The organism is Rhodococcus sp. NPDC055024, from assembly GCF_053608585.1.
Genome location: NZ_JBSGVT010000004.1, coordinates 241,311 through 258,828, shown reverse-complemented (window position 1 = coordinate 258,828; position 17,518 = coordinate 241,311). Strand labels below are relative to the sequence as shown.

The following is a 17,518-nucleotide window of genomic DNA, read 5'->3' as shown; positions in this document are numbered from 1 at the left end:
TTTTGACCCATTCCAGGTGGATCGACTGGTCGGTTTCAGCTGGTGCAGATGACAATCCGCTCCCTCACACGCTGACGCCTAGCTCCCGCTGACAAACACACCTCGAGAAGCGCACGTCGGCCAACACTCCTCCCGAAAGGACTTCCCCATGCGCAAAGTCTGCGCTGTCGCAGGATTCACCGCTCTACTCGTCGCCGCAGGAACTGGGGCCGCGGCAGCGGATCCCCTCCTCACCGGACCCGAATCCGATATTTACACCATCACGACCACCGAAACCGCAGCGACCATCACGCTCACCGCACCCCCCTATCAAGTGTGCAACGCAGGTCTGATCGTCCCAGGCACACCCGAAGACCTCAATGCGCAGGCCGAAGGCAACCTGCCTGTAAACCCAACATCAGGTCCGGGATGGACAGGAGGGTACGAGTTCCTCGCACATGACCCGGCACTGTTCGAGACCCCGAGATTCGCAGGAGTACGCGACCTGGGATTCACGAGCCCAAGAATCAACACGATCCCGCTGTCCACCGGCACGTACACGATCATCGGACAGTGCACGCCCTACGACGAGAACGGCAACTACGCCGGCGACGACGTCACCCACTTCAAGTCGTTCACCATCGGCGGCACCGAAGAACCTGGAGGACCTACCGACCCGGGAAATCCCCCCACCGGCGGCGGAAACTCCGGCTCCCTCGGATCCTTGTTCGGCTCGTGACCCAACGAATCGACTAGACCAGATCACATCCACACAGTGTGTCTCGAGCCAGTTGATGCGTGCCGATCACTGGACTTCCGTTGTCTTGCATATAGTTCAACGGATCTGAGGCACTGACCGGTCCGAACGAATTTTTCAGTTTCACGAACGACACCCGACCCGAAGGCACCTGTCATGTTGCGTCGCACAGTATTCGATCATCGGTTGTCGTGGTTGGTTGCGGCGGTGATTGCGATACTCGTGGTGTCCGGGATCGGGATGCCGTCGGGTGTGACAGCGCGTGCGAACGCCGATCCGGTCACCACATCGACAACAGCGACCGTGCCGGCATCAACCGCCCTCGTTGCCGGCGGCGATCATGCATGTGCGCTCCTGGCCGGTGGCACCGCCAAATGCTGGGGCAACAACGGGTGGGGACAGCTCGGGGACGGCACCACCACGGATCGGTTGACACCGGTCGACGTGGTCGGCATCTCCGGCGCTACCGCCCTCACCGCTGGCCGCGGCCAGACGTGTGCGTTGATGTCGGGCGGCACCGCCAAATGCTGGGGCTACAACGAATCCGGACAGCTCGGGGACGGCACCACCACCCAGCGATCGACACCGGTCGACGTGGTCGGCATCTCCGGCGCTACCGCCCTCACCGCCCGCGCCAGCCAGACGTGTGCGTTGATGTCGGGCGGCACCGCCAAATGCTGGGGCCACAACGAGTACGGACAGCTCGGGGACGGAACCACCGCCCAGCGATCGACACCCGTCAACGTGGTCGGCATCTCCGGCGCTACCGCCCTCACCGCCGGCAACATCCATACGTGTGCGTTGATGTCCGGTGGCACTGCCAAATGCTGGGGCGACAACGGGTACGGACAGCTCGGGGACGGCACCAGCACCCAGCGATCGACACCGGTCGAGGTGGTCGGGCTTTCCGGCGCTACCGCCCTCACCGCGGGCGGCAGCCAGACGTGTGCGGTGCTGTCTGGTGGCACCGCCAAATGCTGGGGCCACAACGGGTGGAGACAGCTCGGGGACGGCACCAGCACCTCTCGGTCGACACCGGTCGACGTGGTCGGCATCTCCGGCGCTACCGCCCTCGCCGCCGGCAACATCCATACGTGTGCGGTGATGCCCGGCGGCATCGCAAAATGCTGGGGCTACAACGAATCCGGACAGCTCGGGGACGGCACCACCACCCAGCGATCGACACCGGTCGACGTGGTCGGCATCTCCGGCGCTACCGCCCTCACCGCCGGCTTTTTCTATACGTGTGCGGTGATGTCCGGTGGCACCGCCAAATGCTGGGGCTACAACGGGTACGGACAGCTCGGGGACGGCACCACCAGTCCCTCTCGATCTACGCCGGTCGAGGTGGTCGGCCTTGCAGGCATCATCGACCCGGGTGCGCCGGGGAATCCTGATCCGCAACCGGTGTCCGAAGGGTGTGCGGGTACGACGTACTTCTTCGGTGTTCGCGGCTCGGGTGAAACTCCGCAGTTGGATCCGGTGGCGGGCGGCGATCGGACAGGTTCCTTCCCCTCAGGAACGGCGTTCACATACTTGACCGATCGGGACTTGTTCTACAACACCGACCGCCCACACAGCGGAATGGGTGAACCGGTCGGAGAAGTAGCACGGGTCATCGGCATCGGGGCGAGCAACTCCGGCGGGATTATCCCGCTCGGTCTCGCCTATCCAGCAGTGGACGTCGATATCGCCTCGTGGAGTTACAACGAGGACTACAGATCATCTGTTGATCTGGGCGCGAGACGTCTGCGGACGGTGTTGAGACTACTCGACGCGTCCTGCGGCGACGCGAATCTGCCGCACGTGGTCCTGTCCGGGTATTCCCAAGGCGCACACGTCGTCGAAGATGCGTTGGCGTTGATCAATAACGAGGACCCACAGCTTGCGGTGATGATCAGGAAGGTCGTTCTCCTCGGCTCGCCCGTTCACCGGGCTTCCGGACCCGAAAACGTCGGCGGTGCCCGAACAGCGGGTGCCTTGATACACACGAGGAAAGCCGGGACCAACGCTTTCCTGGACGCGCATCCCGGTGTTGTCGAATCCATCTGCCGAACCGGTGACATCGTGTGCGATGCGTCCTACGCGGACGGACTCAGCGACCCCACCACGTTCCTGGGCACCAATCTCGGCAACAGTCTCGGCAAGAGAGTTCACACCAGCTACGTCCTCAGTGACATAGCCTGCCCGTACACAGCTCTGCAGCAGAACACCATCTTCTGTGGCGCGAACGCGGTCCTTCAGAAGTTCGGCTGGCCGATGTACATGGGTTCTACCAACGGCCACGGCTCAAGTACCGACACTGATCTGCAGTACCACACCCGTCCCGGGCAGAAGATCGATTTCTTTTCTCCGATGCGGAAATCTATCACTACGGTGACGTCGAAGATTCTCAACCTGCGCATGTACTCCACACCCATCGATCTGGGTACGTTCGAGATCAACGACGACGGCATCGCCGTAGGTAGCTTCACTATCCCGGAGAACACCCCGCCCGGTCAGCACACGCTTGTTTTCCGGCGCGGTGACGGAGAAACGTTCACCCGATCCATCATCGTCGAACCATCCGGTGACGGAACAGCTGAATCGCTTCTGCTCACCATCGACGGGGATGCGCCCGACCCGCAACCGTACCCGGAAGATCCCGACACACCGCACCCGCCTGATCCCGAGACCGGTTCGGGTTCCGGGTCGACAGGGAGCCTGTTCGGCTCATGACCCACCGTGGCGCCTAGCAGGTTTCTACACTTGTTTCCCAAAGATCCGAGCCCAACGACAGCCTGACCAGTACTTGTCGACAACCGCGCCGGAACTGATACTCGACAAGGGCTTTCGACAAAAATGGGTTAGGCTCCGGGGTGGTGCTGGTGATTCCGAAACCGTCACCATCGACGGCGGACAACGAGCACGGCATCACACAATGGTCTTGTTCCGAGCAGGGCGCGGCACGGCGGGTCCTCTACGTCGGAGCATCCAGGGCAGAACAGTTGCTGATCATCGCTGCGCACACCGCAGTTCATGAGGTATTTGCAAAGAATCGGACCGGCGACGACGTCAACTTCGTCTAATCCTGAATGTCGGGCTCCGATTCGGAGTCCAACCCGGGAAAGTGCAGGGTCAGCGAACCCTCATAATCGGTCCGAAACCGATTCCACGCCTGATAAATGTACCGATCCGAAACATGACGGCTGAACAACAAGACGTTGACGCCCCGAGGGATAGTTCAGTTCGTCCCGGTGAATCATTTGCAACGCCCCAAAGAACACCGGCGGCGGCGAGAACAGCGACGGGGGAACACCGACGGCGCCATATGCAAACCGGTTACTATCACGGGGTACACGGCTCCGGCGAATCCCCTTAGGCGCCATGGCCTCCGGATCGACGTACCGGTCCGGCACCGTCACCCACGGTATGGGCGGACCCATCGACTCCCAATACACCGCACTCCGACTGACGATCGAAAGCCTCGGCAAAACAGACGACCTTCGGGGAGCCGGCGATGTTTACCGACCAATACCTGTCCCGGATTATCTATTCGATGGTGATGCGTACCTGAAATCTCTCAAAGAAGGCGCCATCAACCTGCGCGCTGAGATCAATGCGATCAACCGAGATTTAAATGGGAAAAGCACCAAGATCATTCTGGCCGGCTACTCGCAAGGAGCCGACATGATCGACACCGCAGCCGCAGTAGCCCAACGCGAAAAACACCACCGACCTCAAAAAGGTTACATCCATCGTCTGCGTAGGACACCCCCGGCCGCATCGGCGGACAACTCGCCGAACTCAACGATAATCTGGTACTGGCGTACGCCGGAACGCCAGCGCCGCTGTCGACCCCGCAACAAATAGCTGGATCAACAACGGGCACAGATCGCTTTTCAGCTCGATCTGCGCCAGCCTCGGCCTCGTCTGCGGCACCTCCGACAACCTGGACACTAAACGCAACAATAGTATTCGCCGGCGAAGTGATCGTTGGTCCGCTCGGAGCTGGCAAAGCAGCCGAAATCGGAATATGCCGACACAGAAACTACCAGACCACACGCATGAACTGCGCAATCCCGGGCGCTGGTAGTAGAGAGGTGACCACGACAATGTGCGGTGCCGCAGCGATCATCGGAACAGGCAGACTCGCGCATAACCGAACAACATCTCTCGAAAATTTCTCACTCAACCATTTTTCGACAGAGTTCATCGCAAGCCCACTCGCCTGCGCATGTGTGTGCGCAGGTAGGTCGGCACGTCCGGAAAAGGACAACCGCCTGTCGGCGGCGTCAGGAGAGTCGTCAGTCCGACCTGCCCCGAAGCCATCCTGCTCCGAAGGAGTGGGGCTGTCATGCCCTTCAAGAAGTCGAACCTATCGGCCCGCCCATCAGGAGTGAATAGCCCGACAACTGTCACCTACATGGATGACAGACAGTACGAAAAAAAGGTGCGACGATGCGATCGGAATGTTAATCAGAACTTTTACGACCAGATCTAATGTACATCACTCCACCCATTTACCTGAATGAAAGGATTAGCTCATGTATCGAAAAATTGGATCAGGACTACTCACTATCACCGTATGCGCGACATTGTCGACTGGATGTTCTAGTCCAAAGGTCGATTATCCAAAATCCGATGGGTCGACGTCGCTACCAAATTCGAACATAGAGATAAATAGCTCATCTAAAGAAGTATCGGAGACGGATGGATGTGAACACTACTCAGGAAAAAATCCAAGCTGGGAAGAATTGATTGACGACTACAAGGCCGCAATGCGAGAAATGTATGCACGGGATCCTCAATCTACCCCAGAGCATTTCGAGAAGGAGTGGCAAGATAGTCAATTCTTTTTCTACAGTCGAGAGAACGAAACACATGCAAGCAAAGAGGACATATACTCCGTCTCCCCTCCTGACACTGCGGCGATTACCGGAAAGATGTTATGCGAGAACCTACTTTCCAAAATGCACTCGAATTCCGAATATTTAGGAAATGAAGACCCAGATTTCTATCTAAAGAATCCGGCAGGAGCAGTGATGAATGTGCTTATGGCATGCCAATTGATTCCTTTACGCGGGAACAAAATTCCGGAACTTTATCAAAGTACCCTAAATGTATACGAAGTTGCATGTCCTCAATACTTGTAAAGGGGTTGATTTGAGCAGAGTTTGTAGGCAATTCCAGGAAGAATCGTTCAATTCCACCGCGGCGCCCTGATCGGCGCGCATCAGATAAGGAGTAGCTGGACTCGTGGGCCTAAAGGATGAATTTGAGAAGCTTTCGGGCAGCGAAGCCGCGATCAACGATGAGATCGCAATGTACCGAATTGCTGGCTTGACAGAACTGGATCGGTGTTTCAGAGAGTTTGCACAGATGATGTTGGATTCAGAAATCCTCCCTGAGCCGTTGGGCATTGGTCGAGTTTCATCAGAGAATCAACCCATCGCACGAAGAGGAATTTTCAAGCGAGGCCAAACAACTACGGTGGAGACCTGGAATTCGACACCTATTAAAGGGGCTGCAGGATGGGTTCTCGGTAACTCAACGCCGGGAATTCAACCCAAGGACGACTACGAATATATAGACACCTGGGTGGTTCCCGAACACACTGTGGTTACGACCGAAGGACTGATTTCTTGGACGATAGGCAGACACGGAGGAAGCACGGAGAGCCTGGGCACATTGAATCCAGGAATGTACCTTCACTCCAAGCCTGTCGCAGTGAAGCATGCCCCACAATCTGACGTAATTATCAATGGAACCACCGTGGTCGCCACTCAGATCCAGCCCTATCCCGGCTCCTGTAGTGCGTTTCAGATCTGGCTCCGAGAGCAAGATCCTCAGATCCAGGCCCCTCAGCGGCCAGGCCCATATCGAGCAGTGCCTCCCACGCAATGGTTTTACGAGGCATATCAGGAAATCGTAGGCGATAACTACCGGTAGTAGCCACGTCGAGCGCTAGGTAGCCAGTATTCGACGTAGTTCAACGGTTGCTCTCCAGACCGTCCGTTACTCTCGCAATGGCAGCAGCTGCCGAGGGTGCGAGCGGAGACGAAATTGCATAATGCCAGTCAATGTCCGCGTCTCTGCCATCGCCCATTATGTCCCACCATTTAGACATGCCTGGTAGTGAATAGCCCTACGCGTCCCGTCATTTGCCAGGGTTGCTGTGTGAACCAGCTGTTCAAAGCCGCTTCCGATGCGGTGTAGGACCTGAAGCATGCCGCCCGTCAAACGAAAGGAGCGAGCGATGTCTTTCTGATGCAAGCGATCAAGGTGCCGTCCGCCAGTGGGTTACCATACTGTAGACCGCTTCGATGCTCGATTCGAGCAAGGAGACAGTTGCCCGTCTCGCGGCACAGCCGACGCCGGCCGCGCCTGTCCCTTCCTCCGACAAACCAGCCAAGGACCTGGTGGTGAGGATCACAGAAACGCTTGGACGAGGTATACGGCGCGCACGGTCCGGAGGTGGCACTGTCAGACGCCGACCGTCTCGCACACGAGCTGACCGAACTCGGAGTACGACACCTAAGTCAACGCCGTTGACAACGAGGTCGGCGAGCGAGCACAGAGGTCGATGTCGTGACACCCACGAGGCACACGCCAGAGCAGGAGCAACCCTCGACATCCGAGGCGATTCGCGCGGCGGCGTTCCAACTGTTCGGCGCGCACGGGTTCGGCGGCACGTCAGTTCGCGCCATCGCCAAAGTTGCCGGAATCGATCCGGCCCTGGTCATCCGGCATTTCGGATCCAAAGAAGCACTGTTCCTGGAAACCACGCCGGTCGCCGGCTACTTCGAAGGCCAGTTCGACGGCCCGATCGACACCCTCGGTGAGCGGATCGCAGAATTCGTCCTGGATAAGGCCGACGCTCGGATGCTGTCGGTGTACACGGCGCTCATGCGGGCGTCGGACAGTCCACGCATCCGGGAGCGGCTGCGCGAGATGACCGGAGTATTCGCCACCAATTCTCGGCTCGTCTCCAAGGCGAAGACGCATACACCCGCGCGCTCCTGGTCTCCGCCCAGGTGTCCGGATTGTTGAGTGCTCTCAGCGACGAGAGCATCCCTCAGTCGGCAGATCGAGATCAGTTGGCAAAGCTCTACGGCCGGGCGATGCAGACGCGGATCGATCAGTACTGAGCGATGACCTCGTCGGCAAACCGTCGAATGGAGTCGAGTCTTCCCTGACGATCACCGGCATCAACTCCGTAGCGATACCACGGCAACACTCTGATTTCCGTGACTCCGAGAGTCTCGAGTTCGCGATATCCGTCCAGATCACGAACATCAGTCGGCGAGACGTTGACGCCGAAAGGAAGATCGGCACGACCGTACTCGACCCGCAATTCCGTGAGGCGATCGATGGCGGAGGCCAATTCGGCTTTGGTCGTGTTCACCGACATCCAACCGTCGGCCAGCCTGGCTGCACGGCGCAATCCCGGTTCACTGTGCCCACCGATGTAGATCGGAACCGCAATCTCCGGAGCAGGACTGATCATCAGAGCGTCGAACTCGTAGTGCTTGCCGTGGTATTCGATCCATTCGGGTCCACGTCCCGCACACACGGCCTTGATGATCTCGATGGCTTCGTCGGTACGCGCACCGCGGGTTCGCATCTCGGTCCCGGTAAAGGTGAATTCCTCGGGGATCCAGGACAAGCCGATGCCGAGTGCGATGCGATTTCGCGACATCACTGCCATGGTCGAGACCTGCTTGGCCGTCAACAAAGGATCACGCAGTGGGAGCTTGAACACGTTGGTGTAAAACTGAATTCGCGACGTGACGGCCGCCATTGCCGTCATCGCAATGAACGGATCAGGCATCGGAGTCTCGGGAGCCCACATCCGCTTTCCGTCAGCGGTGTACGGATATGGCGCCGACACCTGCTCGGGATAGAACACGGAATCCGGCATAGCGATACCGTCGAACCCCACCTCTTCTGCAACCTGGGCCAATTCGCACAGTTCCAGAGCGTCGATCATCGCGCCCGCCAACGACCACTTCATCGTTCCACCATTTCGCCGCTACACCATTTCGTCATTCGCACGTCGAAACACCCTTCCGTTCAGAGGAACTCACTTCGACGACATCCATGCTTCGTCGAAGAACATGATGTCGGTGATATTGCGTTCGACGCCATGAATATTGCCGTCCCATGCGGTCAACACCGATGCGGGACCCCAGATCACGTAAGGCACAGTCGCGTTGGCGTACTCCTGCACCTTGCTGATCGCCTCACGGACAGCTTCGTCCGACGGTGCAGTCTGCACAGCCGTGATCAGTGCGTCCATCTCAGGGTCAGCGAAGCCCGACGGGTTGTTCTTCGAATCACTGGCCATACTGTTGTACACGTTGAGGTACGGCGCTTCTTCTCCGACTGGAGCGCCGCCCCTGGTCATGTCGAAATCGTGGTCCTTGTATACCCGTCGGACCAGGTCGGTCACATCGGTGGCGTAGTCGATGGTGACGTCGAAACCGATCGCGTTCAGCGACGCCTGCACCGTCAGTGCCGTCGCCTGTTGGCTCGGCTCCGAGGTGGTGAGGTAGCGGAGTTTCCCGTCGTACCCGTCGGACTTCGCTTGATCGAGCAGCGCCTTTGCCTTCACGTGATCGAACGGGATGCCTGCGGTGTTGTTGAACCAACGTGATGTCTGCGGGACCAGTTCGGAACTGGCGGTGCCCAATCCGTTGTTCGCACGGGTATTGATCGCCGCCGGATCCACCCCGTAGGCGATCGCCTGACGAATGCGCACATCGGCTCCGGGCTTTCCCGCCCGGTTGTTGATCGTGCCGATCCCGTTCTGTCCGGTCGGACTGAGGTAGCCGGAGTATCCGTCATCGAGAGCTTGGTTGATGACGGCCTCGTCGCGAAGAATGTACGTCATGTCGATCTGACCGCTCTTCAGCGATTCGTACTGAGACTGTGCACCCGAGGTAGGGACAAACCGCAGTGTGTCCAGTGGCGGTTTGCCGCCCTGATAATCCGTGCGTGCGGCGAGTACCAGTTCTTCGTGCGGCGCGAACTTGGCCAAGGTGAACGGGCCCGCCCCGATCGGAGTGAACGCTTTTTCCCCTCCCACTGTCTCTGCGTCGGAACTTCGCGCAACAATCATTCCGGGGCCGAGCGACAACAGTGCCGGGAATTGTCGCCAGGGCCGCTCGAGCACAAATTCGACAGTGGTGGCGTCGGGTGTCTCGATCCGATCCACGATGTTGAGCCAGGTCTGCGATACATCACCCTTACCTGCCACGAATCGTTCGATACTCCACTTCACCGCTTCCGCGTCGAGCGGGCTTCCGTCACTGAAGGTCAGACCATCAGCCAAAGTGACGGTATACGAGGTGAAGTCGCTGTTGCCCGACAGTGACTTCGCAAGTTTCGGCACGAAGCTCCCGCTAGCGGAGTCGCTGCGCACCAGCGTGTCGTAAATCGCGGCCATTTCGGTTCCACCGGTCGAACCGGCGGCTTGAGTTCTAGTGGGGTCCAGTGAGGAAGGGAACGAATAGGACCCGAATGTGAGAACACCTCCGTCGATCCGCTCCCCCGTATCTCGAGCTCCCACGAAACCCGCTGCGCCGCTACTGCTCGGTGAATCCGATCCCACGGTGACCCCACTGCTGGAGGCGCACCCGGCCAACAACAGGGCACCGGCAATCCCGAGCGCGACAAATCGAGGGACGAACCGATTCTTCTTGGTGTACATACGTTCCCAATCTCGGCAGCGGGTCAGATCTTGACTACCTTCGACGTCGGGATCGGGTGCGAGTCCGCCTTGATCCAGCGCAGCGCCCAAGTCCCCTCGGCGTGCGAATCGGTGTCGATCCAGTTGCCGTAGCCCGGATCCTTCGCCGCCACGACAATCGTCATGGTGCCGTCGTCGTTGAGCTTCGCGGTGTGGTTGTTGATGTAGATGTTCGTGCGGTTGTAGTCGAGAGACTCGACCCAGAAGTTCTGCAGCACGAAGTTGAAGTACTCGCAGTTCGGAACCTCGGTCTCGATGACCCACGCCTCGTCCTCGGCGAGCTTCCAGTAGCCGTGGAAGTAGAAGATCGTCGGATCGCCGCCGGCGTCCTGGAAGTAGTCCTGTCCCCAGTCGAAGATCTCGTTGGTGTGCGGCTGGAATTTGCGCGACCATTCCAGGAAGGTCTCCGCCATCCCCTTCACGATCCCGACGGACTTGGTGAGGCGCTCGCCGATCTCTTCCGGAGTCAGCGGGACGAACTCCCCGTCCGGGTTCAGGCATTCGATGGTCAGATCACCGATGACCTCGTTGCGCCGATCCTTGTAAGTTTGCCGAACGGAGATGAGGTTGCTGTCGGGCGCCAAAGGCAGCCAAGCCCCCTCAGCGGGCTTGTCGACGCTCGCGATGAACTCGAAACGGCCGTTCTCGTCGACCTCGAGGTCCTGGATATGCAGATCGCCGGTCTGCAGCATGGTGCCGTCGATGTGGTACCGATTGACGCGCGAGCCGAAGGTGATCAACGGGACGGTGCCTCGGGTGCCGATGATCCGGTAGTTGTACTGACCGGAAATGTTGGCGCGCATGTAGACGTTGTCCGGGTTGTCGGCACCGATCTTCGTCATCATGTTCGGGTTCGGAGCCGACGAGAACTGTGGCCAGCGTGGATCGGTGTACTCGACACAGTTGATCGTGCCGTACCGAAGCAACCGACTCAGGTACCGAACGCCCTCGGCCTGGGTCAGCGGGTCCTGAGGGACGATCTCGTCCTCCAGGACCTTTCCGACCTCGAGCAGATCTGCGCAGAACTTTTCCCAAACAGCATTCATGTGAATCTCCTTGTTTCGGTCAGGGCTTCAGGGTGTGGTGGCGAACTTCGCTTCGACGTCGGCAGCGCTCACGCCGAACTCCTCGAGCGAATAGCGGTGCGACGGACGACGGTGCTCGGCAAGGCTGGCCTGGTGTGACGCCTCCACCGCGGCGCGGGCGTCGTCTGTGAAGGGCAGAGCGAACTGTGCATAGATCTTCTCGACGGTGCCGACCGCATCGGCGATGAAGTCCGTGTAGTCGACGTCGATGAACTGATCGGGGTTGTATCGGCTACGGGCACTGTTGAAGTTCGCGTTACCGCGCGCCCACAGGTCAAGTTGGGTGCGTCCGATAGCCGGACGGTCGAAGGCTTTCGACATGTCGTGTCCGCCCTGCTCGGCAAGGCTGAAGGTGGACGCCATCGACGTCAACGGGTCCCGGAAGGTCCGAACGAACAGTGCATCCGGATAGACCGACATGATCTCGTCGATCGCGAAGACATGGCTCGGGCTCTTGAGCACCCATCGTCGGTCCGAGTCGTGCAGTCCGATCAACTGCAGGTTCTTCTTGTGCCGCGCATACGTTTCGGTCCAGTCCTGCTCCGCCAGCCACCGGGTGTAGCTCGGTACGTACGCGATGGTCTCGAACGCGGTCGAGAGCATCGTCTGCTGCAGCAGCCGCCAGCATTCCTCGACCTCCTCCGCCCCCATGAAATGAACCTTCATCAGGTCTGCCTCGTTACGCTGGCGCGCACGGTAGAAGGCGTCGGAGCGAACGTAATCTTCGTTCTCCGACCACTTGTCGCGCTCGGGGCGCGGCTGCGGCGACTCGGCGAGCCACATCTCGGCGCCCTGATGCGCCGGGTCTGCGCCGAGCAAGCGGTGCAGCGCGGTGCTGCCGGTGCGGGTCAACCCGACCACGAAGATCGGGCGCTCGATCGGAACGTCGACGTGCTCTGGATATTTCGCGAATCCCGCCTCACTGGTCAGGCGACCCGCGAGCGCGCCGACGATCATCTTGCGAGCGATCACCTTGCCGTGCGGAGTGAGGTCGGCCTCGTTCTGGAACGACTCGAGGAGAACTCGAAGCCCTTCGAGATAGCTGTCGCTGCCGAAGTTTTTGTACCCGGCCACCTCGCGCGCAGCCTGGTGCAGGTCATCGATGGAACCGATGCCGTCGTAATCCTGTGTCATGGCTAGTCCTTGTATGAGGTGTGTTCAGTGGTGGGTGTGACCGCAGTTGACGTCGAGACATTGCCCGGCGATGGCTCTGGCCGAATCGGACAAGAGGAATACGACGGCATTGGCGATGTCGTCGGGTTCTGGTAGCCGGCGCAGATCGGCGCCCGCTGCGACCTCGTCGTAAATGATCTTGGGGTCGACTCCTGCTGCCGCCGCCTTCTTCGCGAACATGTTCTTGACCGAGTCCGCCCAGATGTAGCCGGGCGCAACCGAGTTCACTCGAATCCCCTTGGGTCCGAGATCGATCGACAAACTTCGCGCCATTGCCAGGAGGCCGGCTTTCATGATGCGGTACGCCCCGAACCCGGGAAGCTGATTGCGCAGCACCATGGACGTCACCATCACGACGGACCCCTGCGCCTCGGTCAATGCAGGCACCAATGCGCGCGTGACATTCAACGCCGCGAGCAGGTTGATGTCGATACCCGACTGGATGGACGCCAAGTCAGCGTCCAGGAGCGGGACCTGCGCAGGTTGGACGAATGCATTGTTCACGAGGCAGTCCACGGCACCGAACTCGGCGACCGCTGTCTCCGTCAGCGACGTGATCGAGTCGACGTCGGTGAGATCGGTCGGAACGGCAAGTGCAATTCCGCCGCGATCACGGATCTCGGTTGCCACCGATTCCAAGCGCTCGGGTGTGCGGGCAGCCAGGACAACTTTCGCTCCGGCCGCCGCACTCTGCAGCGCAATCGAGCGACCCAGCGCCGGGCCCACTCCCGAGACGACGACCACCTTGTCTGCCAGCAGGCCGTGACAGGTCAGCACAGCGCCTGCGGATCGAGAACCACGCTCAGAGAGGTGATCTTGCAGTTCTCGTCGAACTCGAACAGGTCGGTGGCAGCGAAGTCGGGGATACCGACTCGCTGCACCCGAAGTTGCATGGCTGCATACTTTCCCGTCACCGAAATCGGGCCGAGCAGACTCACAGTGAAGTCGACCTGCGCGTTCGCGGTGTCGAATGCGCGAATCTCGTCGGCTCCGTGGTAGGTCGTCACGCCCAGCGGTTCGTGTTGAACTGCGTCGGGCGCAAACAGCGCAACCAGGCCGTCGACGTCGTGACTTCCGAGACACTTGACGTAATCTTCTACGGCAGAAACTATTTCAGCCCTGTCAGGCATGGAGGCTCCTCGTGTTCAGGCGGATCAAGAAATGGTTCCGCGGGCGCGGAGATAGTCGATGATCGCGATCGCAGCGTCCTCGGTCGTCGTGACACTGGTGTCGATGTGAATGTCAGGGTTCTGCGGCGCTTCGTACGGCGAATCGATGCCGGTGAAGTTCACCAACTCTCCACGTCGAGCCTTCTTGTACAGGCCCTTGGGATCTCGCTTCTCTGCGACGGCAAGAGCGGTATCGACGAAGATTTCGATGAACTGGTCGTCGCCGATCAATTCACGGGCGGCGTGACGTTCGGCTTCGAACGGTGAAATGAAGGACGCGAGGACGATCAGACCGGCGTCCGCCATCAGTCGGGTGACCTCGGTGACGCGACGGATGTTCTCGACACGGTCGGCTTCGGTGAATCCGAGGTCTCGATTCAACCCGTGACGGACGTTGTCTCCGTCGAGGAGGTAGGTGTGCGCGCCGAGTGCGTGCAGTTGACGCTCGACGTCGTTGGCGATGGTCGACTTTCCCGAACCGGAGAGACCGGTGAACCACAGAACTGCGGGTCGGTGTCCCTTGAGTCTGGTGTGCGCGGCCTCGTCGACGTCGACGTACTGCCAGTGAATGTTGTCCGATCGACGCAGCGAATGCGTGATCATGCCCGCACCGACGGTGCCGTTGGTAAGGCGGTCGATGAGGATGAAGCTACCGGTGTCGCGGTTGCCCACGTACGGATCGAACGGCACGGGCCGATCGAAACTGAGGTTGCACACACCGATTTCGTTGAGCGCGAGGGTTGTCGTTGCGGTCTTCTCGAGAGTGTTGACGTTGATCTTGTGTTTCGGTTTGGTGATGCGTGCGGTGAGAGTGACGGTACCGATCTGGCACAGGAACGGCCGTTCGGGCAGCATGGGAGCCTCACCCATCCAGACGATGCAGGCCTCGAACTGATCGGCGACGGCCGGCGGATTGTCGCCGATGGACAGCACATCACCGCGACTGATGTCGATCTCGTCGGCGAGCGTGATGGTGACCGAGCGGCCCGCACCGGCAACGTCGAGGTCGCCACCCATGGTCACGATGCGCTCGACGGTGGACGTCTTTCCGCTGGGGAGCACGCGGATTGGATCTCCGGGAGATACTGTGCCGGAAACGATCTGGCCGGAGAATCCCCGGAAGTCGAGGTCGGGCCGGTTCACCCACTGCACCGGCATCCGAAATGGAGCCGCGGCGGCAGCATCGTCGATGTCCACGCTTTCGAGATGCTCGATCAGGCTGGGCCCGGAGTACCACGGGGTATTTGCGCTGCGCTCGGTGAGATTGTCACCCATGTATGCCGACATCGGAATGGCGACGAATCCGTCCAGCCCGATCTCGTGAGCGAAGGCCGTGTAGTCCGCAGTGATGGCATCGAAGACCTCTTGCGAGTAGTCGACGAGGTCGAGTTTGTTCACGGCAAGCACTACGTGCTTGATCCCGAGTAACGACACAAGATACGAGTGCCGACGGGTCTGAGTCAGTATGCCCTTGCGGGAATCGACAAGGATCACAGCAAGATCGGCGGTCGACGCGCCGGTCACCATGTTTCGGGTGTACTGCTCGTGCCCCGGAGTATCGGCGACGACGAACTTACGACGCTCGGTGGTGAAGTAGCGGTAGGCAACGTCGATCGTGATGCCCTGTTCACGCTCGGCAGCGAGACCGTCAACCAGCAGCGCAAAATCGAGCCCCTCACCCTGGGTTCCGCTCTTGCGTGAATCGGCCTCGAGTGCCGTCAACTGGTCGTCGAAGACGAGTTTCGATTCGTAGAGCAGTCGGCCGATCAAGGTACTCTTGCCGTCGTCGACGCTGCCGCAGGTAATGAATCGCAGCATGCTTTTGTTCGCATGACGTTCGAGGTAAGCCTCGATGTCGTCCGCGATCAGGTCCGAGGAAACAGTCATCAGAAGTACCCCTCTTGCTTCTTTTTTTCCATCGACGCACTGGAGTCGTGGTCGATGACCCGTCCCTGGCGTTCGGAAGTGGTGGTGAGCAACATTTCCGAGATGATCTCGGTCAGGCTCGTTGCGGTGGATTCGACGGCACCGGTCAGCGGGTAGCAACCGAGGGTGCGGAAACGAACACTCTTGAGTTCCGGAGTCTCTCCCGGCAGCAACGGCATCCGGTCGTCGTCGACCATGATCAGTGCGCCGTCACGTTCGACGACGGGACGCTTGTCGGCAAAATACAGCGGAACGATCGGAATCTCTTCCTGGCGTATGTATTCCCACACATCCAGCTCGGTCCAGTTCGAGAGGGGGAAGACCCGCAGGCTCTCACCCGGTGCTTTGCGGACGTTGTACATCCGCCACAACTCCGGTCGCTGCTGCTTGGGATCCCAGCGGTGCGCAGCCGATCGGATCGAGAAGATCCGTTCCTTGGCACGCGATTTTTCCTCGTCCCGTCGGGCACCACCGAAGGCCGCGTCGAACTTGTAATGATCGAGGGCTTGCTTGAGACCTTCGGTCTTCCACATGTCGGTATGGACGGCGCTGCCGTGAGTGAAGGGGTTGATTCCTTGCCTCACGCAGTCCGGGTTGGTATGGACGATCAGGTCGAGATCGCCTGCAGCAGCGGTACTGTCACGAAGTTTGTACATTTCGCGGAACTTCCACGTGGTGTCGACGTGCAGAAGCGGAAACGGCAGCTTCGACGGGTAGAAGGCCTTACGCGCGAGATGCAGCATCACGGCGGAGTCCTTGCCCACCGAGTACAACATCACCGGGTTCTCGCTCTGCGCAACAGCTTCACGCATGATGTGGATGCTCTCGGCTTCGAGCCGTTCGAGATGAGTCAGTGTCGTGGTCATCGGCCCAGTTCCTCCAGTGCTTTCGGGGCGAGTTCTGGTCGGCAGATCAGCAGATCCGGCAACCACGGGTTTTCCTGGTTGTAGCGAAGTTCGCTGCCATCGATACGTGAAACATGCAGTCCCGCAGCGCGTGCGACAGCGACCGGCGCCGCCGAATCCCACTCGTACTGCCCGCCCGCATGGGCATAGATGTCCGCGTCACCCGAGACGACCGCCATTGCTTTGGCTCCGGCGGATCCCATTTCGATCAACTCCGCGCCCATCGAGTCGGCCATGCGCATGACCGGTTCCGGACGACGCGTCCGCGATACGACGACTCGAACCGGCGTCGCGGCATCCCGCTCGGTTCGATCATCGCTGCTCGAATAGGTGACGCCAAGGGCAGGCATTGCGACCGCACCTGTTGTGAGGACACCGTTTTCGGTCAGTGCAACATGAACGGCCCAGTCCAATCGTCCAGCCTCGCCGTATTCGCGGGTGCCGTCGAGCGGGTCGACGATCCACACTCGATCCGCAGCCAGCCTCGCGAGGTCGTCGGCGCCTTCCTCCGACAGCACTGCATCCGCAGGAAAGCGTCGGGCAAGTTCGGCGACGATGAATTCGTGACTGAGCCGATCGGCGGCGTTCTTGAAAGTCGCGGCATCACCGTCGTTTTCGCCGAGAGATTTCCGGTGTTCGAGCAGAAGTTCTCCCGCCGCAGTGGCGATGTCGATCGCCGCGCGTTCATCGTTGGTGCGTGTCATAGGTACTCCACAACTGTGTAGACCTCCCGATCGATACGGGAAGAAAGGTCAGGCCGACCGCAGAGTGTCCAGCGCTTTGCACTGACC

16 protein-coding genes are annotated in these 17,518 nt (G+C 59.8%); 7 read left to right on the top strand and 9 right to left on the bottom strand.

Annotated features, from left to right (window positions below; translation table 11 throughout):
- Window positions 1-148: 148 nt before the first annotated feature.
- The 7 genes from ACWF6P_RS12015 to ACWF6P_RS11985 all read left to right on the top strand — a co-directional run bounded on the left by ACWF6P_RS12015 (window position 149) and on the right by ACWF6P_RS11985 (window position 7,866).
- On the top strand, window positions 149-718 hold the full coding sequence (locus tag ACWF6P_RS12015) for a hypothetical protein (RefSeq protein WP_452621145.1): 570 nt from the start codon (window positions 149-151) through the stop codon (window positions 716-718).
- Window positions 719-892: 174 nt separating this feature from the next.
- The gene (locus tag ACWF6P_RS12010; protein ID WP_452621144.1) at window positions 893-3,454 is read left to right on the top strand and encodes a cutinase family protein; all 2,562 of its coding nucleotides are present in this window, start codon (window positions 893-895) and stop codon (window positions 3,452-3,454) included.
- Between the two features lie 143 nt (window positions 3,455-3,597).
- Window positions 3,598-3,804: a hypothetical protein gene (locus tag ACWF6P_RS12005; RefSeq protein WP_452621143.1), complete on the top strand. Its 207-nt coding sequence runs from the start codon at window positions 3,598-3,600 to the stop codon at window positions 3,802-3,804.
- Window positions 3,805-4,102: 298 nt separating this feature from the next.
- A complete protein-coding gene (locus tag ACWF6P_RS12000) occupies window positions 4,103-4,588 on the top strand; it encodes a hypothetical protein (RefSeq protein WP_452621142.1) in 486 nt (161 codons plus the stop codon).
- Between the two features lie 1,386 nt (window positions 4,589-5,974).
- Window positions 5,975-6,667 carry a hypothetical protein gene (locus ACWF6P_RS11995; RefSeq protein ID WP_452621141.1) on the top strand — a complete coding sequence of 231 codons (693 nt, stop codon included), beginning with the start codon at window positions 5,975-5,977 and terminating at the stop codon, window positions 6,665-6,667.
- A gap of 639 nt (window positions 6,668-7,306) precedes the next feature.
- The gene (locus tag ACWF6P_RS11990; RefSeq protein ID WP_452621140.1) at window positions 7,307-7,768 is read left to right on the top strand and encodes a TetR/AcrR family transcriptional regulator; all 462 of its coding nucleotides are present in this window, start codon (window positions 7,307-7,309) and stop codon (window positions 7,766-7,768) included.
- The gene (locus tag ACWF6P_RS11985) at window positions 7,681-7,866 is read left to right on the top strand and encodes a TetR/AcrR family transcriptional regulator (RefSeq protein ID WP_452621241.1); all 186 of its coding nucleotides are present in this window, start codon (window positions 7,681-7,683) and stop codon (window positions 7,864-7,866) included. Before ACWF6P_RS11990 ends, ACWF6P_RS11985 begins: the two co-directional genes overlap by 88 nt.
- On the opposite strand, the gene ACWF6P_RS11980 is transcribed toward ACWF6P_RS11985, so the two are convergent.
- The 9 genes from ACWF6P_RS11980 to ACWF6P_RS11940 all read right to left on the bottom strand — a co-directional run bounded on the left by ACWF6P_RS11980 (window position 7,857) and on the right by ACWF6P_RS11940 (window position 17,431).
- Complete coding sequence (locus tag ACWF6P_RS11980; RefSeq protein WP_452621139.1) at window positions 7,857-8,732, bottom strand: TIGR03619 family F420-dependent LLM class oxidoreductase; 876 nt, start codon at window positions 8,730-8,732, stop codon at window positions 7,857-7,859. The two genes, ACWF6P_RS11985 and ACWF6P_RS11980, sit on opposite strands and share 10 nt — an antisense overlap.
- A gap of 69 nt (window positions 8,733-8,801) precedes the next feature.
- Window positions 8,802-10,430: an ABC transporter substrate-binding protein gene (locus ACWF6P_RS11975; RefSeq protein ID WP_452621240.1), complete on the bottom strand. Its 1,629-nt coding sequence runs from the start codon at window positions 10,428-10,430 to the stop codon at window positions 8,802-8,804.
- Window positions 10,431-10,453: 23 nt separating this feature from the next.
- On the bottom strand, window positions 10,454-11,515 hold the full coding sequence (locus ACWF6P_RS11970; RefSeq protein WP_378537567.1) for a DUF1214 domain-containing protein: 1,062 nt from the start codon (window positions 11,513-11,515) through the stop codon (window positions 10,454-10,456).
- A gap of 27 nt (window positions 11,516-11,542) precedes the next feature.
- Entirely contained in the window at window positions 11,543-12,688 is a 1,146-nt protein-coding gene (locus ACWF6P_RS11965; RefSeq protein WP_452621138.1) for a sulfotransferase family protein, read from the bottom strand.
- Window positions 12,689-12,712: 24 nt separating this feature from the next.
- The gene (locus tag ACWF6P_RS11960; protein ID WP_452621137.1) at window positions 12,713-13,504 is read right to left on the bottom strand and encodes an SDR family oxidoreductase; all 792 of its coding nucleotides are present in this window, start codon (window positions 13,502-13,504) and stop codon (window positions 12,713-12,715) included.
- Window positions 13,498-13,857: a nuclear transport factor 2 family protein gene (locus tag ACWF6P_RS11955; protein WP_452621136.1), complete on the bottom strand. Its 360-nt coding sequence runs from the start codon at window positions 13,855-13,857 to the stop codon at window positions 13,498-13,500. Before ACWF6P_RS11955 ends, ACWF6P_RS11960 begins: the two co-directional genes overlap by 7 nt.
- Window positions 13,858-13,881: 24 nt before the next feature.
- Window positions 13,882-15,783: a sulfate adenylyltransferase subunit CysN gene (gene cysN / locus ACWF6P_RS11950; RefSeq protein WP_452621135.1), complete on the bottom strand. Its 1,902-nt coding sequence runs from the start codon at window positions 15,781-15,783 to the stop codon at window positions 13,882-13,884.
- Window positions 15,783-16,688, bottom strand: coding sequence for a sulfate adenylyltransferase subunit CysD (cysD, locus tag ACWF6P_RS11945; RefSeq protein WP_452621134.1), 906 nt, complete (start codon window positions 16,686-16,688; stop codon window positions 15,783-15,785). Before cysD ends, cysN begins: the two co-directional genes overlap by 1 nt.
- Window positions 16,685-17,431, bottom strand: coding sequence for a 3'(2'),5'-bisphosphate nucleotidase CysQ (locus tag ACWF6P_RS11940; RefSeq protein WP_452621133.1), 747 nt, complete (start codon window positions 17,429-17,431; stop codon window positions 16,685-16,687). The genes cysD and ACWF6P_RS11940 overlap by 4 nt, the downstream gene beginning before the upstream one ends.
- Between the last annotated feature and the right edge of the window lie 87 nt (window positions 17,432-17,518).

What these genes read in the sequence shown, in the direction of transcription:
- ACWF6P_RS11940 (WP_452621133.1), bottom strand. Translation starts at nt 17,431, where the DNA reads ATGACACGCACCAACGATGAACGCGCGGCGATCGACATCGCCACTGCG.
- cysN (WP_452621135.1), bottom strand. Translation starts at nt 15,783, where the DNA reads ATGACTGTTTCCTCGGACCTGATCGCGGACGACATCGAGGCTTACCTC.
- ACWF6P_RS12000 (WP_452621142.1), top strand. Translation starts at nt 4,103, where the DNA reads ATGGCCTCCGGATCGACGTACCGGTCCGGCACCGTCACCCACGGTATG.
- ACWF6P_RS12015 (WP_452621145.1), top strand. Translation starts at nt 149, where the DNA reads ATGCGCAAAGTCTGCGCTGTCGCAGGATTCACCGCTCTACTCGTCGCC.
- ACWF6P_RS11980 (WP_452621139.1), bottom strand. Translation starts at nt 8,732, where the DNA reads ATGAAGTGGTCGTTGGCGGGCGCGATGATCGACGCTCTGGAACTGTGC.
- ACWF6P_RS11975 (WP_452621240.1), bottom strand. Translation starts at nt 10,430, where the DNA reads ATGTACACCAAGAAGAATCGGTTCGTCCCTCGATTTGTCGCGCTCGGG.
- ACWF6P_RS11970 (WP_378537567.1), bottom strand. Translation starts at nt 11,515, where the DNA reads ATGAATGCTGTTTGGGAAAAGTTCTGCGCAGATCTGCTCGAGGTCGGA.
- ACWF6P_RS11965 (WP_452621138.1), bottom strand. Translation starts at nt 12,688, where the DNA reads ATGACACAGGATTACGACGGCATCGGTTCCATCGATGACCTGCACCAG.
- cysD (WP_452621134.1), bottom strand. Translation starts at nt 16,688, where the DNA reads ATGACCACGACACTGACTCATCTCGAACGGCTCGAAGCCGAGAGCATC.
- ACWF6P_RS12010 (WP_452621144.1), top strand. Translation starts at nt 893, where the DNA reads ATGTTGCGTCGCACAGTATTCGATCATCGGTTGTCGTGGTTGGTTGCG.
- ACWF6P_RS11955 (WP_452621136.1), bottom strand. Translation starts at nt 13,857, where the DNA reads ATGCCTGACAGGGCTGAAATAGTTTCTGCCGTAGAAGATTACGTCAAG.